20 protein-coding genes and 3 pseudogenes are annotated in these 26,215 nt (G+C 69.7%); 14 read left to right on the top strand and 9 right to left on the bottom strand.

All coding sequences use genetic code 11. The features are described 5' to 3' along the window. Positions 1–18: 18 nt before the first annotated feature. Positions 19–1,755 carry an IlvD/Edd family dehydratase gene (locus ACFYOY_RS41265; protein ID WP_388592869.1) on the bottom strand — a complete coding sequence of 579 codons (1,737 nt, stop codon included), beginning with the start codon at positions 1,753–1,755 and terminating at the stop codon, positions 19–21. 130 nt (positions 1,756–1,885) lie between these two features. On the opposite strand from ACFYOY_RS41265, the gene ACFYOY_RS41260 reads away from it, so the two are divergent. After that, positions 1,886–2,605, top strand: a complete 720-nt coding sequence (locus ACFYOY_RS41260) for a FadR/GntR family transcriptional regulator (protein WP_351903963.1) — start codon at positions 1,886–1,888, stop codon at positions 2,603–2,605. A 290-nt stretch (positions 2,606–2,895) separates the two neighbouring features. Next, the gene (locus tag ACFYOY_RS41255) at positions 2,896–3,081 is read left to right on the top strand and encodes a hypothetical protein (protein ID WP_351903893.1); all 186 of its coding nucleotides are present in this window, start codon (positions 2,896–2,898) and stop codon (positions 3,079–3,081) included. A 78-nt stretch (positions 3,082–3,159) separates the two neighbouring features. On the opposite strand, the gene ACFYOY_RS41250 is transcribed toward ACFYOY_RS41255, so the two are convergent. Both ACFYOY_RS41250 and ACFYOY_RS41245 read right to left on the bottom strand, forming a co-directional pair. Then, positions 3,160–3,369: a fructose 1,6-bisphosphatase gene (locus ACFYOY_RS41250; protein WP_388592905.1), complete on the bottom strand. Its 210-nt coding sequence runs from the start codon at positions 3,367–3,369 to the stop codon at positions 3,160–3,162. Between the two features lie 26 nt (positions 3,370–3,395). After that, positions 3,396–3,740 (bottom strand): annotated as a pseudogene (locus ACFYOY_RS41245) (hypothetical protein); the annotation flags it as partial. Here ACFYOY_RS41245 and ACFYOY_RS41240 point away from each other — a divergent pair. The 3 genes from ACFYOY_RS41240 (at position 3,732) to ACFYOY_RS41230 (ending at position 5,198) form a co-directional block, all read left to right on the top strand. After that, the gene (locus tag ACFYOY_RS41240; RefSeq protein WP_351903896.1) at positions 3,732–4,409 is read left to right on the top strand and encodes a CBS domain-containing protein; all 678 of its coding nucleotides are present in this window, start codon (positions 3,732–3,734) and stop codon (positions 4,407–4,409) included. The pseudogene ACFYOY_RS41245 and the gene ACFYOY_RS41240 overlap by 9 nt on opposite strands. 197 nt (positions 4,410–4,606) lie before the next feature. Further along, positions 4,607–4,714: a PEP-utilizing enzyme gene (locus ACFYOY_RS41235; protein ID WP_388592865.1), complete on the top strand. Its 108-nt coding sequence runs from the start codon at positions 4,607–4,609 to the stop codon at positions 4,712–4,714. A gap of 28 nt (positions 4,715–4,742) precedes the next feature. Continuing rightward, positions 4,743–5,198, top strand: a complete 456-nt coding sequence (locus ACFYOY_RS41230) for an archease (RefSeq protein WP_351903899.1) — start codon at positions 4,743–4,745, stop codon at positions 5,196–5,198. Positions 5,199–5,220: 22 nt separating this feature from the next. On the opposite strand, the gene ACFYOY_RS41225 is transcribed toward ACFYOY_RS41230, so the two are convergent. Both ACFYOY_RS41225 and ACFYOY_RS41220 read right to left on the bottom strand, forming a co-directional pair. After that, positions 5,221–6,633 carry an RtcB family protein gene (locus ACFYOY_RS41225; RefSeq protein WP_388592862.1) on the bottom strand — a complete coding sequence of 471 codons (1,413 nt, stop codon included), beginning with the start codon at positions 6,631–6,633 and terminating at the stop codon, positions 5,221–5,223. Between the two features lie 67 nt (positions 6,634–6,700). Beyond that, on the bottom strand, positions 6,701–7,339 hold the full coding sequence (locus tag ACFYOY_RS41220) for an MBL fold metallo-hydrolase (protein WP_388592860.1): 639 nt from the start codon (positions 7,337–7,339) through the stop codon (positions 6,701–6,703). A gap of 1,291 nt (positions 7,340–8,630) precedes the next feature. Here ACFYOY_RS41220 and ACFYOY_RS41215 point away from each other — a divergent pair. The 7 genes and pseudogenes from ACFYOY_RS41215 to ACFYOY_RS41185 all read left to right on the top strand — a co-directional run bounded on the left by ACFYOY_RS41215 (position 8,631) and on the right by ACFYOY_RS41185 (position 15,146). Continuing rightward, a complete protein-coding gene (locus ACFYOY_RS41215) occupies positions 8,631–10,166 on the top strand; it encodes a DUF1254 domain-containing protein (RefSeq protein ID WP_388592857.1) in 1,536 nt (511 codons plus the stop codon). A gap of 395 nt (positions 10,167–10,561) precedes the next feature. Further along, a pseudogene (locus ACFYOY_RS41210) lies at positions 10,562–10,762 on the top strand (SAM-dependent methyltransferase); the annotation flags it as partial. A gap of 269 nt (positions 10,763–11,031) precedes the next feature. Further along, the gene (locus ACFYOY_RS41205; protein ID WP_351903976.1) at positions 11,032–11,535 is read left to right on the top strand and encodes an RNA polymerase sigma factor; all 504 of its coding nucleotides are present in this window, start codon (positions 11,032–11,034) and stop codon (positions 11,533–11,535) included. Further along, entirely contained in the window at positions 11,532–12,350 is an 819-nt protein-coding gene (locus tag ACFYOY_RS41200) for a zf-HC2 domain-containing protein (protein ID WP_388592854.1), read from the top strand. Before ACFYOY_RS41205 ends, ACFYOY_RS41200 begins: the two co-directional genes overlap by 4 nt. 20 nt (positions 12,351–12,370) lie before the next feature. Beyond that, positions 12,371–13,180: an ABC transporter ATP-binding protein gene (locus tag ACFYOY_RS41195; RefSeq protein ID WP_388592851.1), complete on the top strand. Its 810-nt coding sequence runs from the start codon at positions 12,371–12,373 to the stop codon at positions 13,178–13,180. Then, on the top strand, positions 13,177–14,574 hold the full coding sequence (locus ACFYOY_RS41190; RefSeq protein ID WP_351903913.1) for a hypothetical protein: 1,398 nt from the start codon (positions 13,177–13,179) through the stop codon (positions 14,572–14,574). The genes ACFYOY_RS41195 and ACFYOY_RS41190 overlap by 4 nt, the downstream gene beginning before the upstream one ends. After that, on the top strand, positions 14,571–15,146 hold the full coding sequence (locus ACFYOY_RS41185) for a hypothetical protein (protein WP_351903916.1): 576 nt from the start codon (positions 14,571–14,573) through the stop codon (positions 15,144–15,146). Before ACFYOY_RS41190 ends, ACFYOY_RS41185 begins: the two co-directional genes overlap by 4 nt. Positions 15,147–15,373: 227 nt before the next feature. Here the strand turns inward: ACFYOY_RS41185 and ACFYOY_RS41180 are convergent, their stop codons facing one another. The 3 genes and pseudogenes from ACFYOY_RS41180 to ACFYOY_RS41170 form a co-directional block, all read right to left on the bottom strand. Beyond that, entirely contained in the window at positions 15,374–16,807 is a 1,434-nt protein-coding gene (locus tag ACFYOY_RS41180; RefSeq protein WP_351903919.1) for a glycoside hydrolase family 43 protein, read from the bottom strand. Then, entirely contained in the window at positions 16,804–18,447 is a 1,644-nt protein-coding gene (locus ACFYOY_RS41175) for a glycoside hydrolase family 27 protein (RefSeq protein WP_388592846.1), read from the bottom strand. The genes ACFYOY_RS41180 and ACFYOY_RS41175 overlap by 4 nt, the downstream gene beginning before the upstream one ends. A gap of 186 nt (positions 18,448–18,633) precedes the next feature. Beyond that, a pseudogene (locus tag ACFYOY_RS41170) lies at positions 18,634–19,587 on the bottom strand (arabinofuranosidase catalytic domain-containing protein); the annotation flags it as partial. A gap of 845 nt (positions 19,588–20,432) precedes the next feature. On the opposite strand from ACFYOY_RS41170, the gene ACFYOY_RS41165 reads away from it, so the two are divergent. Next, positions 20,433–21,353: an alpha/beta hydrolase family protein gene (locus ACFYOY_RS41165; RefSeq protein ID WP_388592843.1), complete on the top strand. Its 921-nt coding sequence runs from the start codon at positions 20,433–20,435 to the stop codon at positions 21,351–21,353. A gap of 484 nt (positions 21,354–21,837) precedes the next feature. On the opposite strand, the gene ACFYOY_RS41160 is transcribed toward ACFYOY_RS41165, so the two are convergent. Further along, a complete protein-coding gene (locus ACFYOY_RS41160) occupies positions 21,838–24,537 on the bottom strand; it encodes a family 78 glycoside hydrolase catalytic domain (protein ID WP_351903925.1) in 2,700 nt (899 codons plus the stop codon). A gap of 692 nt (positions 24,538–25,229) precedes the next feature. Here ACFYOY_RS41160 and ACFYOY_RS41155 point away from each other — a divergent pair. After that, complete coding sequence (locus tag ACFYOY_RS41155) at positions 25,230–26,141, top strand: PHB depolymerase family esterase (protein ID WP_351903928.1); 912 nt, start codon at positions 25,230–25,232, stop codon at positions 26,139–26,141. Positions 26,142–26,215 lie beyond the last annotated feature (74 nt).

The raw sequence follows: 26,215 nt of genomic DNA, 5'->3' as shown, positions 1-26,215 counted from the left end.
CGGTCGCCTGGGGCGGACTCAGTGGGAGTCGCGGGGTACCTCGTGTCCACGGCTTCCGCGCAGGAAGCCGAAGTCGGCCCCCAGGTGGGCCTGTTCCACGTTCTGGGTGTAGAGCCAGGCGTAGCCGCTGGTGTGCCGCTCGGTGGGGGCCCGCCATGCCTCCCGGCGCCGGGTGAGCTCGGTGTCGTCCACGTCCAGGCGCAGGGTGCGGTTCGGGACGTCGAGGACCACGGGGTCCCCGTCGCGCACCAAGGCGAGAGGTCCGCCGACGGCGGCCTCGGGCGCCACGTGCAGCACCACGGTCCCGTACCCGGTGCCGCTCATCCGGCCGTCGCAGACGCGCACCATGTCCTTGACGCCGGCCTTCAGCAGCTTGGCGGGCAGCGGGACGTTGGAGACCTCGGGCATGCCGGGGTAGCCCTTGGGGCCGGCGTTGCGGATGACGATGACGGTGTTCTCGTCGATGTCGAGTTCGGGGTCGTCGGCCACCTCGTGATAGGCCTCGGGGGAGTCGAAGACGCGCGCGGGACCGCGGTGGGTGAGCAGGTGCGGTGACGCGGCGGACTGCTTGATCACGGCGCCGTCGGGGCACAGGTTGCCGCGCAGGACGGCGGTACCGGTGCCGGCCGGCTGGAAGGGAGCGTCGAGGCAGGTGATGACGTCGGAGTTGACGCGTTCGGCGCTCTCGGTGTTCTCGGCGATGGTGCGTCCGGTGACCGTGATCTGTTCGCCGTGCAGCAGTTTGCCGCGGAGCAGTTCGGCCATGACGGCGGGCAGCCCGCCCGCGTAGCAGAAGTCCTCCATGAGGTACGTGCCGCTGGGCATCAGGTTGACCAGGGTGGGCACCGCGCGGGCCAGGTCGTCGAAGTCGCGCAGGCTCAGCTCGACGCCGACGCGTCCGGCGATGGCGGTGAGATGGATGATGGCGTTCGTGGAGCCGCCGATGGCCGCGTTGACCCGGATGGCGTTCTCGAACGCCTCCCGGGTCAGGATCTGCGAGGGGCGCAGCTCCTCCTCCACCATCCGCACGATGCGCTGCCCCGCCGCCTGCGCGGTCTCCATCCGCCGGGAGTCGACCGCGGGCCAGGCAGCCGAGCCCGGCAGCTGCATGCCGAGCGCCTCGGCCATGCAGGCCATCGTCGAGGCGGTCCCCATCGTCATGCAGTGGCCGCTGGAGCGGGCCATACACCCTTCCGCGAAGAAGCACTCCTCCTCGGTCATCCGGCCGGTCTTCAAATCCTCCTCGAACTTCCACACGTGGGTGCCGGATCCGACGTCCTGGCCCCGGTACTTGCCGTTGAGCATCGGCCCGCCGGTGACCATGACGGCGGGCAGGTCGACGCTGGCGGCGCCCATGAGCATGGCGGGGGTCGTCTTGTCGCAGCCGGACAGCAGCACGACACCGTCGAGCGGATTGGCCCGGATCAGTTCCTCGACCTCCATGGCCATGAGGTTGCGGTACAGCATGGCGGTGGGGCGCATCAGGGTCTCGCCGGTGGCCATGGTGGGGAACTGGAGTGGCAGACCGCCCGCCTGCCACACGCCGCGCTTGACCGCTTCGGCGACGCGTGTCAGATGGGCGTTGCACGGGGCGAGTTCGGAGGCACTGGTCGCGATGCCGATGACGGGACGTCCGTCGAACACCTCGTGCCCGAATCCCTGATTGCGCATCCAGGAGCGGTAGACCATCCCGCTGCGGCCCTGTGCGCCGAACCACGCCTGGCTGCGGCGGCTCGTCCTCTGACCGTCGGTCATGTAGGCACTCCCGTGGATCTCGCGTGGTCCGCTTGCGCGGTGGGGCGATGTCGGGTGAGGCCCGCAGGCCGTACCCTGGGGGCTCAATCATTAAATGATTCGATGAATGGCGTCCAGGGGGTGAGCAGAGATCGTGGCGCACTTCCTGACCACGCACCAGCGCGTGGTCGACGAACTCGGGCGGCGCATCGTGGGTGGCGCGTGGGAGCCGGGAGATCCGTTGCCGGTCGAGGACGCGCTCGCGGCCGAGATCGGCGTCAGCCGAGGGGTGTTGCGGGAAGCGGTCAAGGCACTGGTGGCCAAGGGAATGCTGCACGTACGCCCGCGCACCGGCACGCGCGTGCTGCCCCCGGAGCACTGGAACCACCTGGACCGTGACGTACTGCGCTGGAAACAGGCCGGGGACGCCACGGCTCTGCTGCGCGATACGGGTGAACTGCGCCGGATCGTCGAGCCCGAGGCGGCCCGGCTCGCCGCCGGCCGGGCCGGCCCCGACGACGTACGAGCCCTGTACGACGCCCTGGCGGCCATGGAGGCAGCGGCGGCGGCACCCGGCCGCAGCGGCTACGTCGAGGCCGACATCGCCTTCCACCGGGCCCTGCTCGACGCCAGCGGCAACCGTCTCCTCGGATCACTGGGCCGCGCCGTCGACATCGCGCTGGAACACAGCTTCCTCGTCAGCACCCGGACCCCCGGCGCGGTGGAAGCCTCGCTGCCGGGTCACCGCGCCATCGTGGAAGCCGTCGAGGCCCGCGACCCCGCGGCCGCGGCGGCCGCCGTGCTGGCGATCGTCGAAGCCGCCGAACAAGAGATCGCCCAGTCACCCGGACTGCCGAGCGATGCCGTATGACCTGTCACGGCCGCGACCCCGCACCTTCACCACGTGGTGATGTCGTTGTCGGCCGCCACCCGCGGCGTCTGCCGTCTGCGCCACGTGGCCCAGATCTGCCGGGACCGGGTCATGGACTTCGCCCACCCGACCGTCTTCGGTGCACGCCCCGCGACAGCGGCCCACGGCTCAGTTCCCGGCGCGGCGCGCCACGCCGGTCCAAACGCGGTAGCGGACGTGGCCGCACGCGGCCGCATCGACGCCGATTCCGGGCCCTGCTGTCGGTCGGAGTGGCGCGCTGGGACGAGGCCATGGACCCGCACTACCTGGAACACCTCCGTCACCTCCTCGCCCCGCTCGCCGCCGACGGCGAGGACCTCGCCCACGCCCGGCCCGCCTGCTACAGCGGCGTCGGCTTCACTCCCGCGCTCAGCGCGGCCGAAGCCGACGGACAGGTGGTGCTCGTCGGCCTCGACCGGCTGTACCGGGAGGAATAGCCCGACCGCGGCAGCGAAGCGGGCGGTGCCCTGCGGTGATCCGTTCAGCCGGGGATGCCGCTCGCAGTCCCGGCCCGGTCAGGCTCCTCCTGGTCGGCCGGTTCCAGGCGGCCGGTCATGGAGTGCCGGCGGTCGGCGAGCATCGTCGAACGCCGGATCGTCGAACAGGTCCGGATAGCCGATCAGCCGCCCGTGGCTGATCTGGACGCCGAGTGCCGCCACGCGGGGCGGGCCGTCGAGGGCGGGGGAGGGGGCCGACCGCGCAGTCCGGCGTCCTTCGTGGAACAGTGGTGCGGACGAAGCCCCCAGGCGAACTCATGGATCAGCTGGGCGTCCGCGCCGTAGGTGTGCGTCATGATCAAGGACACGTCGTCCCCGCGTGTGGCCACCTGGCCGTCGAGGGGCGGCTCGCTGGTGATCGGCCGACAGGCAACCGGTCCACCAGCGCCGACGACACCCGGTGACCGAGTGGGCCGCAGCGGGAAGCCGGGCCTCGAGTTCGGGCCGGTGCCACTGGGCGGAGGTGATCGGTGGCGGTCGTCGTTCGCCCTGCCCGGTAAGCCCAGGACGCACGGACAGTGCGAGGGCTCTCCGAGGGGCGGACAGTGGAGAGAGGACCTGTGCCGCGAGCGTCTGAGAAGGAGCGGGACATGCTGCATCGCTTGGTCGGAGACCTCATGACCACGGCCGTGGTGAGTGTGCGGCGGGACACGAGCTTCAAGGACATTGCCCAGCACCTCGCGGATCACGACATCACCGCGGTACCCGTCGTCGACGACCAGGGCCGCCCGGTGGGCGTGGTGTCGGAGGCGGATATGCTGCGCAAACAGGAAGGCCAGGTGGATCCTGGCGGACATCTGGCCGCCGCGCACCTCCTCCCCGCGGAACGCGCCAAGGCCCATGCGCTGACCGCCGAGCGGCTCATGACCAGCCCTGCCGTCACGGCCCGGCCCCAGTGGTCGGTCGTGGAGGCAGCCCGCGCCATGGCCCGCCATCACGTCAAACGGCTGCCCGTCGTGGACGATGCCGAGCGACTGGTGGGCATCGTCAGCCGTGCCGATCTGCTGCGGGTCTTCCTGCGGCGCGACCTCACGATCTGCGAGGAGGTCAGGACGGATGTCCTGGCCCGTGCCCTCGGCCTGGAACCCGGCGCGGTCACCGTCCAGGTCACCGATGGACGGGTGACACTCAGCGGCACCATGCCACAGGAGAGCCTCATCCCCATCGCGGTACGGCTGTCCGAGAGCGTCGACGGAGTCGTCGACGTCACGAATCACCTTCGGCCCGAGAACGACACGACAACGAGAGCCGGCACACCACGGCGATGATCCGCCTCTGCGCCCAGGACGAGGGCGGCCGTCCTCCAGGTCGCCGATGGTCAGGCCGGGCGTCAGCCGTTCGCTGCGTTCCCTCAGCCGGAAGGAGCGCAGGGTGGCGGCCTGTTCGCGGGCCTGACGCCATCGCCGCCGGGCCGGTGTGCGGCCTGCGCAGCGCCACCGAGATCGGACGGGTCCAGGACGGTGCCGTGCTCGTCACAAAGACCACCGGCCCGGACTGGGAACCGGTCATGAGACGGGCGGCCGCCATCGTCAACGACCACGGTGGGCGCACCTCGCAGTCGCGGACCGTGTAGGTGCGGCAGACGTGGGCACACGGTGGACATGGTCGGTGACACCGACAACGACCGGGAAGCACGACGGCAAGGCGAGAGCGGGCACCGGACGGTGCCACACACCGCCGACGTGCGGATCGAGGCGTGGGGCGCGACCCGGGAGCACTGCTTGGCGGAGGCGGCGCTGGGGCTGGTGGAGTGTTTCGCCGACACCTCTGTGGCGCGGACGGCCGCCGTGGAGCGGATACGGCTGGCCGAGGGAAGCGACGAGGAACTGCTGACCGCACTCCTGGAAGAGGTCATCTACTGGCTCGAGGTGCCGGGCCGGGTGCCGGTGGAGGTGGAGACGGACGCCTGTGACGGTGGGCTGGAGGTGCGAGCGGCGCTCGCCGAGTTCGCCGACGTGGAGATCATCGGGGCCGTGCCGAAGGGCGTGTCGTGGCACGAGCTGCGGATCGGTCCGGATCCGTACGGCTGGTCCTGTGCGGTGACCATCGACGTATGAGATGCGGGGCCCAGTGGCGGCCTCAGCCCTTGACCACACCGAGCGGCACCAGGCGCGCCACCTTGCGGCACAGCCCCGCCGCCTCGCTCGCCGCCACCACCGCGCTCACGTCCTTGTACGCCTCCGGGGTCTCCTCCGCCAGACCGCGCAACGACTGCGGGCGCACGGCGATGCCCTCCCGTTCCAGGCGCTCCCGCAGTTCCCTGCCCGTGACCGTGCGTGCGGCCGCGTGGCGGCTCATCACCCGACCCGCGCCGTGGCAGGTGGAGAAGAACGCCTCCCCGCCTGCCACCCCGGTCAGCACGTACGAGGCCGTCCCCATGGTGCCGGGAATCAGCACCGGCTGACCGAACTGGATCAGGTCCTCGGGGAGTTCGGGATGTCCGGGCGGGAAGGCCCGGGTGGCGCCCTTGCGGTGCACGCACAGCCGGCGCCGCGTCCCGTCCACCACGTGCGTCTCGATCTTGGCGAGGTTGTGGGACACGTCGTACACCAGGGACAGCCGGGTGCCGGCCTCGCGGCGAAAGATGCGGCGGGTCTCGTCGGTGAGCAGTTGGCGGTTGGCGCGGCCGTAGTTGGCGGCTGCTGCCATCGCTCCCAGGTAGTCCCGGCCCTCCGGTGAGCCGACCGGGGTGCAGGCCAGTTGCCGGTCGGGCAGGGCGATGCCGTACCGGGTCATGGCGTGGTCCATGGCCCGCACGTGATCGGTGCAGATCTGGTGGCCCAGGCCGCGCGATCCGGAGTGGATCATCACGCACACCTGGCCGAGGGCGAGTCCGAAGGCGGCGGTGACCGTCCGGTCGTACACCTCGACGACCTGCTGCACCTCCAGGAAGTGATTGCCTGAGCCCAGGCTGCCCACCTGTCCAAGGCCCCGTTCCCGTGCCCTCCCGCTCACCCGCGTCACATCCGCGTCGGCCACCGTTCCGCCGTCCTCGCACCGCGTCAGGTCGCGCTCCTCACCGCGCCCCTGCTCCGCCACGTACCGGGAGCCGCCCCGCAGGATCCGCTCCAGCTCTCCCTTCCCGCCCGGCTTCCACAGGCCGCCGGGTCCCGCGCCGCGCGGGATCACCCGGCCCAGGCCGTCCATCACCGCGGGCAGCGCCTGCTCGATCTCCCGCCGGTCGCAGTCGGCGGCCAGCAGCCGCACCCCGCACGAGATGTCGAAGCCGACGCCGCCGGGCGAGACCACACCGCCCTCGTCCACCGCGGTCGCCGCGACGCCGCCGATGGGGAAGCCGTAGCCCCAGTGAATGTCGGGCATGGCGTAGGAGGCGCCGACGATCCCGGGCAGGGTGGCCACATTGATCACCTGTCGCAGCGACTGCTCCGCATCCGCCAGCAACTCGCGGGAGGCGAACACCACCCCGGGCACCCGCATGTCACCGTGCCGTTCGATACGGAAGCGGTAAGGACATTCCTCGACGAGTTCCATGCGCGGCCTCCTGCCTTGGGAACGTGCGCGGGGCAGGCGCCGGAAACAGCTTGGGAGATCGTTGGCATCACCCTGACCCGCGGGTCCGCGGGTCGGCGTTCCTGGCCCCTCTGATCCAGCCCGGTCGTATCGTCACCGCCAGTTCTTTCCGGTCTTCCCGGGCCGGCACCCGCACGGAGTAGGCGCGGCCCTGGACACCCCATTCCCCGATCTCGGGCTTGGCCCCGGCGTCGATCGCGCACAGGGTGGGCCGCCCGATGTGGGTGTAGACGAGCCGCCGCACACCGTGCCGTGCGGCCTGCTCGCCGACCGTGCGGACACTCGCGTGGCCACCCACGCCGCCGCGGAATCGGATCGGGCGGTTCCATCCGGCGGCCTCGGCGAACATCAGGTCGGCCCCCGCAGCCCACCCCGGGAACTCCCAGAACTCCGGCGCCCACACGACGGCCGTCCCCTGTGTCTCGATGCGGTAGCCGTAGGCGGGATGCGAGGTGTGCGCCACTGGATGGCACCGCACCCGTACGCCGCCGAGCTCCACGTCCCCGGCCCGCACCCGGACGCCGTGCGCGGCCGCGATCTCGCGCAGCCGGGACCGCAGCTCCGCCTGCTCGTCGGTGACCAGCCAGGCGTCATGGCCGTCATGGCCCCGGACCGCAGGGCGCCCCCGCCACCTGTCGGCGGGGGTACGAATCGGGCGGCCGCGCACAACGCTCGCCTGGTACGGCCCTGCACAGGAGCATTTTCACGCAGGCTCCGCACCAACGCATCCTGGCCGCATACCTCGCGGCCGCGGTGGCGCCCGGAGGGGTGTGGGTCCACGTCACGGTTCGCCCGGCGATGCTCACCGGTTTCGGCATGCGATCCCACCGCTGGACACCACGCGTGCTCCGGCACGGGACACGCGACCAGGCGGGGGGATCGTCACGCCGCACCTGGGCACTCGGCCGGCCGAGACCGCGCCGCGCATTTCAGGCCCTAGGGGCATGTGGTCAGTGAACCAGTCACCGGCCAGCTCGATGACCTTCTCCAGGGCGGCGGGCTCCTCGCCTGCGCTGCGAGAACCGCTCGTCGGCGTTCTCCTGGCGCCACCCGCCTCTTCGGGGCCGAGTCATCTGGCAGGCGCCCGCGCCGTCGCCCCCTCCGTGACCACACCGCCGTCGACTGCCACCGTGCGCCCCTTGAGCCCGATCGGTTCCCGCCCGCCCCGGTAGCGCCGGGCACGGCTCTCCGAGCGTGGTGTGCACGGACACTGTCCTCGCCGACCGCTCCCAATCCCCGCTCCGGCTGGAACGGGGATCCCGGCTTCCGCACCAGACAGACATCCAGCGGCGGCCGGAGTGCCTTGGCGACCTGGGTGGCGACCGGCCTCCTTCGCGGGACAGCCCCAGCACCACGGCATCCTCGCCTCCGACGTGCTCCAGCCGGCCCGTCGGCGTCACCGCGATCCACGAAGAACACCATCCGGCCTCTCCAGCCCGGAGGAACATGGTGGGCGCCTTCCCTCGGCTTCCGGGCCCCTGCCGAGAGCAGAGGCGCACCGTCGCCCGAACACGGACATCAAGCTGGTGCCGGAGATGATGGAGGACCACCAGATCCGGCGACCGCCCGTCGTCAACCTGCCACGTCTGGTATTCGAGCGGACCGCCACATGGAGGCGCCCGGCAAAGGTCGTGCGACGCCCGATTCCGGCTGCGGCGACGCCGTACGGCCTCAGCGCGGGCAATCGTGCCGTCCAACGGCCGCGTGCCCCCACCCACGAGGTCAACGCGGTGTCAGCTCCCGAGAGCGGTGAGGCTGAGCGCGGTTGCCGGGGTCCGGCTGCGGTGATCTACTCGAGTGAGTGGGCCAGGCGGTAGAGGCAACTTGCCCGACACCCGACGAAGCACGGCGCACGATACAGCTCGTCGGCCCGCGAGGAGGAGCCGGGCTCGCATCACCGACGGTGGTCGGCTGTCCGGCCGGAGAAGTATGACGCCGTGCCGGAGAGGAGCGCGGTAATGGCCTCTGCAGCCACGAGCAACCGTCCCGTACAGCGACTGCGCCACCAGATCACGGGAGTGGCGTCGAGCGTCGGCCAGGTGGCGATGGTGACCGGCAGGGCCGCGGTGGACGCCGTGCGCCATCCAGGAGCGACGGTCGACCGCACCCGCAGGACAACACGGGCGCTGCCGCTGATGTGGCAGTCGGTGGAGTCGGCGCTGACCGGCCACGTCAGCGACTGGCGCCGGGAATACGCCTATACGCTCGGCGAACAAGCCTTTGTCTATGGGTTCCCGTACATCTACAACGCCCAGCTTCGCCATCGGTGGGCGGCCCGGAAGCCCGACACCGATGCGACACCGTATGCCGCCGTCAACCATTTCTGGCACTCCCACAAGCTTTTCGACGCCTCCGACCGGGAGGGCCTGGCGCCCAACAATGACACGCTGTACTCGTTCGCCTGGGTCGACCTGAGCGAGGAACCCGTCATCCTCTCGCACCCGGACATGAGCGACCGCTACTTCACCTTCGAACTGGTCGGCATGACCTCCGACAACTACGACTACGTGGGCCGACGCACCACCGGACCGCATGCCGGTGATTTCGCCCTCGTCGGGCCGGGATGGACAGGAGACCTCCCCAAAGGGGTGCGCCGTACGGCGACTGCCCCCAGCCCCTGGATCCTGATCGTCGGCCGAACCCTCGTCGAAGGCGAACACGACCTCTCGCACGTTCAAACGCTGCAGCGTCGGTACCGGTTGACGCCGCTCCACCTGTTCGGCAAGAAAGGAGCGCACCTCCCGGAGCGCCGCGACGTGCTGGAACCGATCGACGCGGCAGAGGATCCTCTCGGCCCGTGGAAGACCCTGAACGCGATGCTGGCAGAGAATCCGCCACCGCGGCACCACAGGGTTCTGCTCAAGCAGTTCGCGGAGATCGGCATCGGGCCCGGGCTTGATGTCGAAGCTCAGCCCGAACCCGTCAAACAGAGCCTGATCCGGGCCGCTGCCACCGGCGTACCGATGCTCGAACGGCAACTGCTCAGTGGCGAATGGGCTCGTGTCATCAACGGCTGGCTCTATCCGCCACCACAGATGGGACGGTTCGGGGACGATTTCCTGAGGCGAGCCGCGGAGCAGTCGCTGGTCGGTGTCGCCGCCAACGATCCCGAGGAAGCGGTCTACCTGGCCGCCTTCCACGACGCGGACGGCGGCAAGCTGTCCACGGGCCAGTACGAACTGCGCTTCGAGCCAGGGGGTCTGCCCCCTGTCACGGCGTTCTGGTCCCTGACCGTCTACGGAGAGGACAGGAACCTGGTCCCCAATCCGATCGGCCGTTACTCCATCGGCGACCGCACCCCGGGGCTGGTCACCGACGCGGACGGCAGCCTGGTCCTCCACCTGCAGCCCGAGTCACCGGGCCCCACCCGCGAGCCCAACTGGCTGCCCACACCAAAGCGGGGCGTGTGGTTCATCGGCTTGCGCATGTACCTCCCGCACCCCGAGGTCATCGACGCACGATGGGAGTGTCCGCCGATCCTCCGTGTCGCCTGACGACATGACGGAACCGGATATGGCGCCGCCTTGAGTGCTGCCCTGCCCGGTGCCACGTGCCGGAACGCCCAGGTGGTGTCTGGGAGAGGACCGCCTCCGACACCGAGGCGGAGATGACCGGCGAGGGCCGTGCCGAACGGTGCGCCAGACCCGCCTCAGCAGACCGGACTCGGCCGAACCCACCCGGTCATGACGCGTGTTCCTGGGGTCGTCCGGGGAAGTCGGTGACGCGCCATCGCCGTCGAAGAAGGCAGCAGCGCCCCGGTCTTCTCCTGACGCCAGCCGCCACCACTACGTCGAAGACGTCAGCCACGTCGACCAGGAACTGCTCACCACCAGGCGGTGCCAGAAGCAGTCGATCACTGCCGACCAGATACAGGAACTCGCCGTCGCCCACCGATAGCTACGAGTGGATGCACGGGCTGGGCGAGGTCGTCCATGCCCTGACCGGAGCCGGTTGGGACATCCGAGGGCCGCGCGAGGGCCCTGAACTGCCCTGGCCACGCTGGCCCCACATGGTTCGTGGCTCCTCCGGCTGGTGGCGGCTGCCGGAGCGGGGGATCCCTCTGCTGTACGGACTTCTGGCATCCCGCTGAGCGAACGGCCACGGTGGTGACACATGCGGTGGCGGGGCTGCCGCGAGCTCGAGCCGGCGGATGCTCATGTCACGGCGCCGAGTGTCCGGCCGGCATGCGGTGCGCGGTGAGGGTCCGACCTCTGCCGTCGAGGCGGGGCCTCCGGAGCCCTATGTGTGACGGGGATCACGCCCGGGGGAAATCCTGGCGTTCGTGCCTGACGTCTAGCGGGTGTGAGATCAGTCAGGAAGACAGTGGGCGAACTGGACGAGGAGCATCTCGTCCGGCTGGTGGCCAGAGGCGACCGTGCCGCGTTCGAGGAGCTGTACCGGCGTACGTCGCCGTGGATGGCGGTGCGGTTGCGCCGCAGATGCGCGGACGAGCAGATCGTCGCCGAGGTCATGCAGGAGACGTATCTGGCGGTGTGGCGCGCCGCGGGCGCGTTCCTCGGGGCCGCGGCCGGGGGAACCGCCGTCGGCTGGCTGTGGACGATCGCGGCGCGTCGGCTCGTCGACGCGTTCCGGCGCAGGGCCCACCACGCGGAGCCGCCGCCCGCGGCTGTCCCGCGGTCCATGGCGCCCGCCGCCGAGGAGGAGGCGCTCGCGGCGACCGTCGGAGGCGAGGTCGGGGACGCGCTTCGGCGCCTCGCGCCGGAGCTCAGAGAGGTACTGCAGGCCATGGTGCTCGACGGGCTGTCCGTCCGAGAGACCTCTGTCTTGCTGGGATTGCCCGAGGGCACGGTCAAGACCCGTGCCCGCCGGGCCCGGATCGAGATGCGGAAGGCACTGGCATGAGTGTGGAACACGCGTCGATTCGGATCATCGACGCCTACGCGCGCGGCGAGACGGACCTTGCCGCCGACGAGGTGTGGGCCCTGGAGGCCCATCTGGAAACGTGCCGGGTATGCCGTGACCGGCTGTCGGCCTCCGTCACGGCGCAGACGCCCGCCGTCGCGGCGCTGGTCGGCGCGGTGTGGTCCGACCTCGAACCGCAGCTCGCCGGCACCGCCCGGGCACCGCGTCGACGGCGCTGGTCGGCGCGGCTGTCGAGGTGGATGACGCCCGTGATGGTGCCCTGGCTGGCCATGGTCGTGGGTGTGACGCTGCTCGCGTTGCTGCTCGACCTGGCCGACACCGGCACCGGCGAGGTGTCGCTGGTGCTGCTGCTCTCCCCGGTCCTGCCCGTCCTCGGTGTCGCGGCGTCGTGGTCGCGCGGTCTGGACCCGGCGTACGAGCTGACGGCCTCCGCGCCGAGGGCGGGACTGTACCTGGTGCTGCGGCGTACCGCGTCCGTGCTCGCCGTGGTCGTCCCCGCATTGCTGCTGGGCGGATGGGTGACGGGGGTGACGGCCGCGCAATGGCTGCTGCCCTGCCTGGCCTTCACCTCGACGACCCTGGCGCTCGGTGGTGTCGTCGGGGTGACCCGCGCCGCCGCCTGGCTGGTGGCCGGATGGGCCGCTGTGGTCGTGGCACCGACCCTGGCCGCCGGCCGTACGACCTTCGCCCTGGCGACGGACGGTCTGCCCGTGTGGGGGCTGATCCTCGCGCTCGGCATCGGTGTCGTGATCGCCCGCAGGGGCGCGTACTCCGTGCTGGGAGCCCATCGTTGACCATGAGAAAGGAACACCACATGATGACCGCGGTGAGCGCGGCCGACATCGCACCGACGCCCTACGCCTGGGAGATCCGGGCCACCGGGCTGAAGGTCAGGGTCGGCAGAAACCACATGGCCGTCGACGGGCTCGATCTGTCGCTGGGCACCGGCGTACACGGCCTCCTCGGCCCCAACGGGGCGGGCAAGAGCACCCTCATCCGGGCTCTGGCCACCGTACTGCGCCCCGCCGAGGGCACCCTGGAACTGCTCGGCGAGTCCGCGGGCGGCAGAGGCGAGTACCGCGCGCTGCGCCGCCGGATCGGCTACCTGCCGCAGGAGTTCGGCTACTACAAGCGCTTCACGGTCCGCGAGTTCGTCGAGTACATGGCGTGGCTGAAGGAGGTGCCCAAGGCGGACATCCCCGCGGCGGTGCAGCACGCCGTGGAGCGGGTGGGCCTGGCCGACCGTGCCGACAAGCGGATGAAGACCTTGTCCGGCGGCATGGTGCGGCGGGTGGGCATCGCCCAGGCCATCGTCAATGACCCGTCGATCCTGCTGCTGGACGAGCCCACGGCCGGCCTGGACCCGGCGCAACGGCTGCGCTTTCGCGAACTGCTGCAGGAACTGGGCAAGGACACCTGCGTGGTCGTCTCGACCCACCTCGTGGAGGACGTGGCCGCCGCCTGCACCGACGTGGTGCTCTTCGCCGAGGGCCGGCTGGTCTTCCAGGGCACCCCGGAGGACCTGGCCGCGGCGGGCGGCCCCGAACACGTGGGCGACAGCCCGCTGGAGCGCGGCTATTCGGCACTGCTGCTGGGTCCCGGCCAGGGAAGGGGCGCCTGGTGAATACGCGTGTCCTGCGAACCGAGCTGAAGCGCTCCGTCGCCCCCTGGGCCGGCGCCGTGGTCCTGACGAGCGCGTTGGCGTTGCTGTACCTGGTGGACGCCGAATGGTGGAGGGGCACTACGGCGTGGACGGCCCAGTGGACGTCCCTGGCCCTGTGGACCCGCACCCTGCTGTTCTACCTGTGGCCGCTGACCGTGGGGCTCGGCGCGGTGCAGGGCCTGCGTGACCACCGTTCGAACATGTCCGAGCTGCTGACGACCACTTCGCGTCCCGCCTGGCACCGCGCCGCCACGCTGGCGGGCACGATGGCGTTCACCCTGGCCTCGGCGTTCGCGCTGCTCGTCCTCGTGGGAGGGGTCCAGGTGCTCGCCAACGCCGAGTACACCCACCTCGGTTGGCTGCCGATCTCGCTGGTGGGGGCGCTCTCACTGGTCGCGGGAGCCGTGCTGGGCATGGGGGCCGGGCGCGCCCTGCCGTCCGTGCTGACCCCGCCGCTGCTGGCCATGGGCGCCTTCGCGTTCACGGCCGTCATGCACATGTCGCTGGGCCGGACCGAGACGGACACGGCGACAGGAATCCCGACCACGGAGCCGAACCAGGTCTCGCTGCTGTCACCTGCGGTGGAAGAGGTGCGTGACGCGTTCGTCACGCTCTCCGCCTCCGTACACGTCGGGCAGACGATCTGGCTGCTCGGTCTGGCCGCGACAGGCTTCGCACTGCTGGTCGCCGCGACCCCGCGCACCCGGCTGCTCGCCCTGGCGCCCGTCCTGGCGGGCGCGGCCGTCGCCCTGCTCGTCCTGCCCTCCGACCCGCGCGGGATGTATGTCCTCGACAAGGCCGCCGCGGAGTTGGTGTGCGATGGCCCGGTATGCGTGACCAGGACCCACCAGGCACGACTCGCCGACCTCGCGAGTCACGGCAAAAAGGCGCTGCGCCTGCTGCACGGTGCCCTGGGAAGCCAGGCGCCGGTCTCGGTCCGGGAGAACACCGCCGTGCAGCCGGAGGGCTCGATGCCGCGGTGGTCAAGCAAGACCGTGCTCATCGACTTCGACGACGACATCATCGCCGCCGCGAAGGGTGAGGAGCTGACCTGGGCTTTGATCGCCAAAGGCATGGTGCCGGGGTGTTCCCCCGTCGGCTGGAGCGGTACGGGGGGAGAGGACGTCGCGTGGACCGTCGCGGTGGGCTGGGTCCTCGGTGACCTCAATTCGATGCCCGGCCAGGAGCCACCGAACGTGCGACGCGAGGTCGGCACCCAGGCCCGCGCGGTGTGGAAGGACCTCGAAGTGCTGCCACGGGCCAAGCAGCTCCAGCGGATCAACGCCATGCGCGCCAACGCGCTCTCCTGCAAGGGAGACGCACTCGACGCGCTGACCGGCGGTGCGTACCGGTGAGATGGCTGACGCTGTACGCGCGCTCGCGTCAGGTACCCACGTCACTGGCCGCGGTGGTGATCACCACGGTGACGGTGTGGGCACTCGCCCGGGACGGCGGCGGGGGGCCGGGTGATCCGCGGCTGCCCGCGCTCGTCCTCGCCGCGGGAGCGATGGCGGTCTCCACCGGGCTCAGCGGGCAGGACCTCGCGCTGGACCGGACGGCCGCGATCCGCTGGGCACCCCGCAGGGCGGTGCACGTGCTGCTCGCCGGCGCGGTCGTCGCCGTGATGCTGCTGGCGGTGCAGGCGACGGGGAAGGACCTGGCCACCGCCGCGTTCGTCGTGCGGGACAGCGCGGGCCTGATCGGGCTCGCCGCCGCCGGGGCGGCGGTGTGCGGGGGACAGTACGCGTGGACGCTGCCGTTCGCCTGGCTCTCGTTCTCGTTCTTCGCCCCGCCTCCGACGAGTGTGCCGACGCAGGTGGCGTCCTGGATGATGCTGCCACCCGGCACGGCGGCGGGCACCTGGATGGCTCTGGTGCTCACGATCGCCGGCACCACGGCCTACGCCGTCGCGGGACCGAGGCGGTAGCCGCTGCCGCAGGCGGCAACGGCCACCAGGGCGAGCACGCGCCTGCGGCCATGGCCCGTTCCTCGTCGCGGCGGTGCGTGAGGCACGCCGGCTTCAGCGCCAGTCCGGCACGATCGGACTGCACGAACCGGTGCCGTCCCCGCGGCACCCGGCCAGGTGGGGCCGGTGCGCCCACCGCCACCACGACGAGGCCGTCGCGGTGGCGGGGCCCGGCCGCGCGTCAGCGGTCACCCGCCTGCCCGTCCCGGGACAGTGGTGGCGTCGGCGGTGAACCGCCACCAGTCCGCGTTGACCAGGTAGCCGCTGCCGCCCGCGAACCGCAGATACAGGTCCTGCGTGCCCGTGGGGCCGCTGACCGGGCAGGACACCGTCGTCCAGGTCTGCCAGCCGCCGGTGTTCGGCACGGCGCACCGGCCCACGACCGTTCCGTTGGGGCCACCCAGACGCAGTTCGATGGTGCTGCCGCCGGTCGCCGAGGCCACGCGTGCGGTGAAGGAGGACGGACCCGCGCCGAAAGCGACACCCTTGACCTTGATGTAGTCGCCGTTCTCGGTGTACCCGACGTTCATTCCTCCCTCGCTGGACGGCTCGGTCTCGATCCCGGATTCCCAGGCGATCGTTTCGGCCTCCTGGCGGATGTATGGGTCGAGTGTGCCGACCTGGGGCGCCCCCGTACTGGTCATGTTGATCGTCGGGATGGTGCCGTCGGGGTGGTAGGAGAACTTCTCCACGCCGACCGAGCGGGTGTAGCCACTCCCGCCCGGAAGCGCGCCGTTGTGGTAGAAGAAATATGAATTGCCTTTGAAGTCGACGACGCCCGGGTGGTTGGTGAAGCTGGCGCCCTGCGTGGGCATGATCGTTCCGCGGTAGGTCCACGGTCCGGTCGGGCCGGGGGCGGTGGAGTAGGCGATGAACTCCGAGCAGCACTTGGCGGCGTACACGATGTAGTACAGACCGCCTCGCTTGTAGACCCAGGGCCCTTCCTCGAACAGCGTGGGCCGGTTGGGATCACCAGTGCGGGTGCCGAAGCCCGCGGTGGTGAGTGGGATCTTGGCCGGGCTGCCGGAGTAGGAGATCATGTCGGCGTTCAGTCTGACGTACCAGAGGTTCGGATTGCCCCAGTACAGATACGCCTGTCCGTCGTCGTCGACGAAGACGGTCGGGTCGATCTCGCCGTTCCCCACCAGCGGGTGGCCGAGGGCGTCGCGGAACGGTCCGGTCGGGCTGTCCGACACCGCCACGCCGATGGCCATGCGGCCGGTTGCGCGCTCCGTTGTCGGCACGTACCAGTAGAATTTTCCGTTGCGATTGACGACCTGACCCGCCCAGGCGTTGGCGGACGCCCAGCTGAAGGAGGCCACACTGAGCGGGGAGCCGTGGTCGGTCCAGTTGACCATGTCGGCGGAGGACCACACCCGCCACTCTTTCATGGCGAAGTTGGTCGAGTTGTCCTCGTCGTGCCCGGTGTAGAGGTAGACGCGGCCGTCATGGACCAAAGGCGCGGGGTCGGCGGTGTAGATGTGCTGCACGATCGGGTTGTCCGCCCTGGCCTCCGTGGGATACATCGCGGCGGGCACGAGGACGAAGGCCAGCAGGAGACTCGCCGCCCAGGCGACCGCCCGCGTGAGTCTCGTACGAGTGGGTTGTGGTCGTCTCCTCATGCGCGGGTCCACCTCTGGTTGCCCTGACCGTTGCAGGTCCACAGGATCAGCGGGGTTCCGTTGGCGGTGCCGGCTTGATCGACGTCCAGGCACAGGCCGGCGTGGACATTGCGGATCGAACCGTTCGCGTCGAGTGTCCACCTCTGGTTGTCCTGCCCGTTGCAGGGCCAGGTGATGATGTGTGTGCCGTTGGCGGTGCCCTGGTCGTAAGCGTCCAGGCACTTGTCGCCGAAGACGCGTATCTCGCCGCCGGCCCAGGTGGTCCACAGCTGGTTGGCGGCCGTGTGACAGTCCCGGATCAGCACCCTCGCCCCGGCCGCGGTCGAGGCGTTCTCCACGTCCAGACAACGGCCGGACCCGTCACCGCGCAGCCGGGACGTGGTGGCGGCCAGCGGAGTGCCGCCGGTCACCCGGAACGCGGCGACGCCGTGTGCGGGCACACTCGCCGAGACCTGTCCGGATGTGCTCGATGTGCCGCCGGTCCACAGGTCGGTGAGGGTGAACGACCCACCGGACAGGCCGACTTGCGCCGTCGTAGCGGTGACGGTCGCCGTGCTGTTCCCCCGGTTGAAAAGGCCCACGGCGACCGAGCCGTCGGACAGGGGCTTGGCGAACACCTCGGTGTCTCCGTCGTCGCGCACCCTGCGCCCGCCCGCGCCCAGCGGGTCCTGGTTCACCGCCAGCAGGCGCGGGTTGCGCAGGACCGCGCTCACCTCGGCCGACATGGTGCGGATGTCGTTGCCCGCCATGAGCGGCGCGGCCATCAGTGCCCACAGGGCGAAGTGGGAGCGGGACTCGGTCAGCGACAGCCCGGGGCGGCCGACGACGAGCATGTCGGGGTCGTTCCAGTGGCCCGGACCCGACTGCGCGGCCAGCGGCGCGGTGACGTCCACGACGTTGCCCACGCCCATCGGGTAGCTGTTGGTGTTGCCGTTCTGCCAGATGTCGAGCAGGTCCTCGGTCGTCCGCCACAGGTCGGCGACCTCGCCCCAGTTGTATGTGTCGCCGGTGATGGCGTGGTAGCTGTTCGGGTTGATGCTGTAGACGATCGGGCGCCCGGTCGCGCGCAGTGCGTCGCGCATGAGCGTGAACCGCGCGACCTGCTCGTCCCGGGTGCCGGCGGAGGAGCACCAATCGTACTTGAGGTAGTCCACACCCCACGAGGCGAACGTGCGAGCGTCCTGGGTCTCATGACCCTTGCTGCCCGTGGAGCCCGGGTAACTGCCCCCGCCCTGCGCGCATGTGCGCTCGTTGGGCACCTGGTAGATGCCGAACTTCAAGCCCTTCCCGTGGATGTAGTCCCCGAGCGCCTTCATCCCGCTCGGAAATTTTGTCGGGTTGGCCCGCAAGTTGCCCGCGGTGTCGCGTTGCGGGTCGAACCAGCAGTCGTCGACCACCACGTATCGGTAACCGGCGTCCCGCAGGCCCGAGGAGACCATCGCGTCGGCGGCCTGACGGACCTGTGCCTCGGTGACCCCGCACCCGAAGCTGTTCCAGCTGTTCCAGCCCAGCGGCGGGGTGAGCGCCGGACTGCCCGGGGCCGCCTGGGCGGTCGAGTGGACCGAGGCCGTGGTGAAGACGGTGCCGATCAGCGCGGCAGCGGTGAGGAAGCGGAGTAATCGTCTGCGTGGTTTCGACACCAGATGGTTCCTTCCTGGAAGGATGCGGCGAGGCGATCGCCCGCGGTGCGCGGGATGCGGCGGCCGACGGATGCCGGACAGGCTGCTGACCCGGCATGACGGCCGCCGCACCCGGTGGTGCCTGGTGACCGACCGGGATGGTCACAGAAGAGGGCAGCGGCCGTCGGGAACGGGAAGCGCCCCGGTTCAGCGGTAGCCGGCCGCGGTGATATTGGCCTGCACGGCGTTCTCCGTCTGGTCGGAGGGGTAGCCGGAGACCATGGCTCCCTCGTAGAACGTTCCGGCGCTGAGGTTGGTGTTGCCGTTGCAGCAGTCACCGCCGCTGCCCAGAATGATGGCCCCCTGCTTCTTCATCGGGCTGTACCCACTGGGGAGGGAGCCGGCGTACAGGGTGGTCAGGCTCCCTGACTGCGCGTTGCTGCCCTTGATCGCGAACCGACTCGTCCCGTTGTTCTTCAGTGTCGCGGTGACGAACTTGCTGGTGAAGGCCCGCTGGTTCGGGTTCCAGGACTGGCTGCCCCCGGAGTACAGGCCCCATTCGAGGTCTGCCTGGACCCATGGGCCGTTCCCGGAACATCCGCCGAACCAGCACTGCGTGCTGAAGTTGATCGCGTCCATGGCTCCGGGGCCGTCGGCCTTGCGGGTGGTCTCGCTGTTGCCGTAGTCGAAGCAGCAGCCGCCGTTGACGTGCGTGCCGCTGGTCACCATGTACATGCCCTCGGGAGCGCTGCCGGTGGGGACGCCCGTCGTGTGGCCGTCGCGCCAGTAGCTGTTCTTGGGATTGATGTACAGCGAGTAGGCCCTGTTGCCCCCGACCGTCAGCGATTCACTCGTCGCGTTCGCGGCGATGTCGGAGCCACCGACTCCGCCCGGCCCCTGGTAGCCCAGGTTGTTGCCGTGCCCGGACTGGTCGTAGACCCAGGTGATGGCGCATGAGGTACCCGCGCAGAACGAGTCCTGGGCGGCGGCGTCGGCGACGCCGCCTGCCGTCAGGGCGCCGATGTCCCGGGTCGCGTTGTCGGACGAGCGCCTGACCTGGTACAGCTTGCCGGCGTACGAGCCATAGAGCGCCCGCACCGTGCTGTGCGCGGCCACACAAGGCGTGCCGCCCGACGCGTAGATGTCACAGGGGCCGGTGCCGGCTGCGGACGCCGGCACCGGTCGGCCGAACACCGCCACCAGTACCGCAACCAACATCAGCACCGAGCCCGTGGCCAAGGTGGCGGGCGAACGCTGTCTACGGGACACACCGCCCGGCACGGAAACCAATGAAGACTGCACCGTCTCCTCCTGGAGGGGAATCTGATCAGAGACATGACATGTCGGGCCGCGCCGCGGGTCAGCTGGATGGAGTGGGGCACAAGAAGCGATTGTTTGATATCTCGAACTGCTGTCGAAACACCGGACAGAGATGGATGATAGGGGAGCCCCGAAGGCTGTCAAGACCGAACACCGGGCGGGTGTGGAGATCGCGATGAAAACCGCAGTCCGGCGGTGGTCCCGCGGGGCGGAATCGTCGGCGACATGTGATGTCTGGCCTCTCTCGCCGCCCATGCCACAGGGCTGTCGTCCCGAATTCCGCAACAGGCGCCCGTATCGTTCGACGTCAAGCCTCTTGACAGCCCCAAAGCTCCCGTGGGACCCCTAGAGGAACATGGGATGTATCGGCGCGCTCCGCTGCCCGTCCCGTGCTCCCGCCTCCGCACGTGCCGCCGGAAGGCCATGTCATGACGATCAACAGGCGCGTCTTCCTCACCGTCCCGGGCGCGACAACGCCGGGCCGACCGCACCGCGACGGCCATCACCACCCTGGACGGCGACCACTTCGCCCTACCGCCGGGCTCGCGCCTCCGGCGGTGGCGGCCGTTCCACCGCCGGACTGACGCCCGTATCCGCCCCCCGGAGCAACCTCTGCGGGTTCCCTCTCACGCTGGCGCACCGCGCCCGTGTGCCCCGCTCACCTCTACAACAACAAGGAGTCACCAATGTCGATGCGACGGCGTACCTTACTGGGTCTCGGCGCGGCCGCGGCCACGGGCGTGGGCATGTCCCTGCTCGGCGGCAGCGCGGCCGCCGGCACCCTGTCACCACGGATGGCCTCACCGCGGCAGGCCCCCACCGCGCAGTTCGCCATCGGCGTGCGCCAGTTCAACTGGTCGCGTGGCAACCGCCAACTGACCACGAAGATCTTCTATCCGGCCTCCGGCACCGCGGGCGGCAACCCCATCCCGAACGCGCCCGTCGCCAACGGCACCTTCCCCATCGCCGAGTGGAGCCACGGCATGGGGTGCAACTCCGACTGCTACTCCTCGCAGACCCACGATCTGGCCTCCGCGGGCTTCATCTGCCCCGCCCCCTCGTTCTCCGACAACACCAACATCGGCAGCGTCTACAACGGCAACTGGTCGAAGGACGTCTCCGAGGTCCTCACCCGGACGCTGGCGCTCAACAACACCGCGGGCGACCCGTTCGCAGGGCACATCGACACCCGCGCCGGTGTCGGTGTGTCAGGTCACTCGATGGGCGGGATGACCACCCACGGACTCCTCACCTCCTGGCCGGACAATCGCATCGTTGCCGCCGTCCCGGTCGCCTGTGTGGACATGGGCAACCCCGCTGGCCTCCGCGCCAATGTGCTGTTCATCCATGGTGACCACGACCCGACCTGCGACTACAACTCGGCGCGCGCCGCATACGCGGAGCTCCCGTCGCCCAAGGCGTTCCTCACTCACGTCGGGGCGGACCACGGCCAGTACCTGACCCCGGACTACCGGTACTATGCCCAGACCAAGAACACCTTCCTGGACTGGTTCCGCTGGAGCCTGTACGGCGACACCGCCGCCCGCGACCGCCTGGGAGGCGACGCCGCCAGTAACGGCACCTCCTGGCAAGCGGCCCTCACCTAGTGAGTCGCTCTTGAGCTTGCTCGTCGCCGTGTGAGTCGTGGCCAGCGGGTTACCGACGCCCACACGACGCTGCGGGCCAACGTCGAGGCCGGAAACCTCGGCCCCGACGGGTCGAAGCGCCGTCGCAAGGCGGAGTCCAAGCCCATCGCCCGCCCGGAGGCGGCGCACACCTACGACGAGCGCTGCCTGTCGTGGAACTACGACGTGCAGAGCACAAACGGAGCCCTCCGGACTGAGTCGACAAGCTCGGTCCTTCAGGGCCGAGTAGTTGACAGCATGGCTCTCAGTAACACCGCGGTCGTCGCCCGGCCGGGTGTCAACCGGGGCACCAGAAGCAGCAGATCCAGGCACTGGAACGACGCCGCGCCGACGTGTGCCGCGCCCCACCGAACAGCCTCGGCGGGGCGGGGACCTTTCCCGACCGCTCCAGCAGGTCCGGGAAACCTCAGCATGGCCGGCCCACTGAGGGGCGTCCCGTTCACCGTCAAGGGGCCTGAACGGTGAACGTCCAGGTTCCGGAGCCGACGCGGTACGCGACCGTTTGGTCGGTGACCTGTGTCTTCCTGGCTTCGGTGGGGGCTTGAACGTACTGGCCCCTGTGCGTCAGGGGTACCCGTACCACCGCGCGGCTGTTGGCCGGGATGGTGACGGTCAGTCGCAGGGTGGCCCGTGTCTTCTTCCAGCTGCTGGCGACGCGGCCACGCACTGTTTCCTGAGAGGCGGACACCTGGTCGAGGGAGGCGGGGATCCGTGGCTCGACCGCGATGTCGCGGTAGCCGGGCTCGGTGGGCCGGATCCCGGCGAGAACGGTGTACAGCGAGGTGTTGATACCGGCGAACATCGCGTGGTCGTGGGTTTCCATCGAGGAGCGGTAGAGCCACTGTTCCCAGGTGGTGGTGGCCCCCTTGGCGAGCTGAAAGCCGAATCCGGGATACGTGCGTTGGTGGAGCATGGTCATCGCCAAGTCGATCCGTCCGGTGCGGGCCAGCGCGTCGACCAGGTAGCGGGTGCCGAAGATGCCGGTGTCCAAGTGGTTGGCGTCGTGCTCGACGATGGTCCGGGCGAGTTGGTCGCCGACGTCGTCGACCTTGTCGGCGGGCACGAGCCCGAACGCCAGCGGGAGGATGCTGGTCACTTGGCGTCCGCTGCCGTACGTGTCACCGGCCTCATTGAGGAAGTGCGCGTTGAACGCGCTCTTGATGCGGCCTGCCAGGGACTGGAAATGGCGCGCGTCCTGCCGGTGCCCGAGGACGCCCGCGGCCTTCGCAGCGGCCCGGGCCTGCTGGTAGGAGAGGGCGGTGTTGACCAGCGAGACCTCGCTGGTGCAGTCCCCGGCGGTGGGGCTGCCCATGCCGTCGTTGGCCTGCGGCCCGTGATCGGGCGGGCACCAGTCGCCGAAGCCCTTGTCCGCAGGCCAGATGAGGCCGGGAACCTCGGTGGCGTTGCGGTCCACGAACCGCTTCATGTCCGGATAGGCCGTCTCCAGTGCGTCCCGATCGCGGTACTGCTCGTACAGGGTCCAGGCCAAGGTGACCTGCCCGCCGGCCATGTCGGGGTACTGTGCCTTGACGTCGTCAGAGGGCAGCGCGGTGCCCGGCGGCAGGTCCCGCAGATACTTCGCGTAGAAGCTCCCCATGCCGAATTCGCGCGTCGCCGCGTCCCGGTAGGCCTGGACGTCCATGGCCGGAGGGGTGCGCTCGTCGCGGACCGGGGTATCGGTGGGCGTGCTCATGGAGTTGTTGAGGATGCTCCAGCGGTTGTTGTGCCAGATGCGGTTGAGAAGCTCGCTGGAGGAGCTGAAGGTGCCGGTCGACGGCACATCCGCGTGGACGACGCGTGCGCGCACGTCCCCGAGGCCTGCCGTCCCGGGGAAGCCCGTGACCTCCAGGTAGCGGAAGCCGTGGTAGCTGAAGCGCGGTTCATAGGTCTCGCGACGGCCCGTCCCCGCGAGGGTGAAGGTGTCGGTCGCCGCGGCATCCCGATTGGTGACGGTGTCCAGCGTGCCGTCGGCATTGAGTTCCTCGGCCGTACGCAGGGTGATGCGTGTGCCGGCCGCGCCCTTGGCACTCAGGCGGGCCCAGCCGGCGATGTTCTGGCCGAAGTCGTAGACGTCGGTGCCCGGTCGGATCTCGGTCACCTTCCTGGGCTTCAGCGTGTCCGTCACCCGGACCGGCGGCATGGTGTTGGACCGCAGTGAGCCCCGTGGCGCATCCACCACCGACACGTTTTCCCAGGAACCGTCGTCGAAGCCCGGCTCGTCCCACCCGGCCTGTTCCTTCCGGGCGTCGTAGGACTCACCGTCGTACACGTCATCCGCGGTGATCGGCCCGATGGACCACTTCCAGGACGGGTCGGTGGTGAGGCGACGCCGGGTACCGTCGGTGAAGGTGACGTCCAGCAGCATGATCGCCTGCCGCTGACCATTCCAACGGAAGCCGTACCGGCTGAAGTTGTCTCCGAAGCCGTGGCCCAGCCACAACCCCACGGTATTGCCACCCTTGCGCAGCGCGTTCGTCACGTCGTACGTGTCGTACAGCACCCGCCGGTCGTAGGGCGTGTTCGCCGGTGCGAGGACACGGTCGCCGACCTTCGCACCATTCAGGCGCAGCTCGTGGAAGCCGAGACCAGCCACATACGCCCGCGCGCCGGCCACCTCCTTGTCCAGGGAGAACTCCTTGCGCAGCAGGGGAGCCCCGGCCTTCGGATCAGATGGGCCGATCCACCGCGCGCCCTCCCAGTCCTCGGGCGCGCGCAGCGCCGTCTCCCAGAAGGAGGGGGCACTCCACGCCGACGCCCTGCCCTGCCCGTCCCAGACGCGAACCTTCCAGTAATAGCGCGTGCGGGGCGCGGGCAGCTGACCGCCGTAGGGCACCCCCACGGACTCGTCGGAGCGTCGTTTACCGCTGTCCCAGACGTTGCCCTGGTCGTGCGCCAACTGCTCGGCGGACGTGGCGACCAGGACCTGGTAGGCCGACTGCACGACGTTGCGCGACTCGGTGTTCAGCTTCCACCCCAGCAGAGGGCGAGCGGCGTCGACTCCGAGCGGATCTGCCCGACCATCGACAGTGGCGCCGCGAACCTGGAGTCCGCTGTCCACGGCGGCAGCCGGGCTGCCGGTGACCAGCACCGTGGCCAGGAGGAGCGCAGCGGCACCAAGCGGCGCGAGCACACCTTGGGCAGACATGAGTCTGCTGCGTCCGCACACGTTGAGGACCTTTCGCAAGGGGTATCGGCCAAATGTCGCCGACAGGGCGGCTAAAACGATTCAATCAGTGGTGTCGGTTATAGCAGCGTCAGTCGGGCGCGGCTAGTACTCCCGTTGCGGCTCGTCATCGCCGCGGTCGAGGGTCAAGGCCCGGGTGTCGAGCGACGACCGGGCCGTTGAACGGTAGGCATGGTGGGCGGCCCGTCGAGCGCGCCAATGGGTGAGGCCGTCGGATGCTTCCGGAAATTATCGATCGCAGTTGGTTCCTGTGTGGATGGCTGATTCCGCATCACATAGCTGACCTGAGGCTGTTGGATCGTGAGGGAAATGCCGTGTCGGTGTGCTGGGAGAGTCGTACTCAGCGAAAAAGAATCTAGAAAGGTTCCGGAAGTTTTCATAATGTGCTCGGCGCCCCTGGTGGCCAGTGCGTTCGATGGCGAGTGGGCGAGTCTGTGGGGAGATCGCCCGTCCTTGTGGCGCGGGGAAGCGCGCTGGGCGAGTAGGGGCGGATTTCGGCCGCCGAGCGGAGAGTGCGTCGCTCCTGGGGGTGCCTGGGAGCGCCTTGCGCCAACATTGGGCACAATATTGTCGGATGTCATGAGCATGCCTAATCTCGTGAGCGAATCTCGTGATCACTAGGAGGTGGTTGCATCATGACGGCAATCAGAACCGTGCTGGTGGCTGTCGCCGGCGCCTTCGCACTCCTCGTCTCTGGTCTTGTTCTCGCGCCGCAGGCAACGGCGGCTTCGCTCGTGGAGGTGACCAGCTTCGGTAGCAATCCGGGCAATCTGCGCATGCACGTGTACGTACCGGACTCCCGTCCGGCCAAGCCGGCGATCGTGGTCGCCATGCACGGCTGTGGTGGCTCGGGGCCGGGGTTCTACCAGAGCAGCGAGTTCGCGTCGCTGGCCGACCAGCGCGGCTTCGTCGTCATCTACCCGACCGCCACGAAGCAGACGGCGATGAGCAATTGCTTCGACGTGTGGTCCGATGCCTCGAAACACCACAACGGCGGCAGCGACCCGGTCTCGGTCATCTCGATGGTGTCTTATGTGGAACAGCACTACAACGGAGACTCCCAGCGGGTCTTCGTCACCGGCAGCTCGTCCGGCGGCATGGAGACCAGTGCGCTGCTGGCCGACTACCCGGACGTCTTCAAGGCCGGCTCGGCGTTCATGGGAGTCCCCTTTGGTTGCTTCGTGAACGAGGCCGACTTCCCACCGTGGACGAGCAAGTGTGTGAGTGGGAACATGCACAAGACGGCGCAGGAATGGGGAAACCTGGTCCGGCAGGCGTACCCGGGCTACTCCGGCACCCGTCCTCGCGTGCAGCTTTGGCACGGCACCAACGACACACTCGTGCCTTTCCAGCTCATGCAGGAAGAGACCAAGCAGTGGACGGACGTCTTCGGGCTGAGCCAGACCCCGACCTCGACGGACCAGCCGCAGCCGAGCTGGACGCGGCAGCGCTTCGCCGGGACCGACGGCGCTGTGCGGCTGGAAGCCATCAGCGTCTCCGGGGCCGGGCACCAACTGCCGATGGGTGGCATGGCGGCCGCAGCCGTGCAGTTCTTCGGTCTCTGATCCTGTTGCGCGACCTCGGCAGTTCGCCTGACCTGCTGGGTTCAAGTCCTTCCTGAGACAGCCGGACGACCGTT

The organism is Streptomyces sp. NPDC007875 (assembly GCF_042868035.1).
Taxonomy (GTDB): Bacteria; Actinomycetota; Actinomycetes; order Streptomycetales; family Streptomycetaceae; genus Streptomyces; species Streptomyces antimycoticus.
Note: the sequence above shows the minus strand (reverse complement) of the source record. Positions and strands in the feature narration are given on the sequence as shown.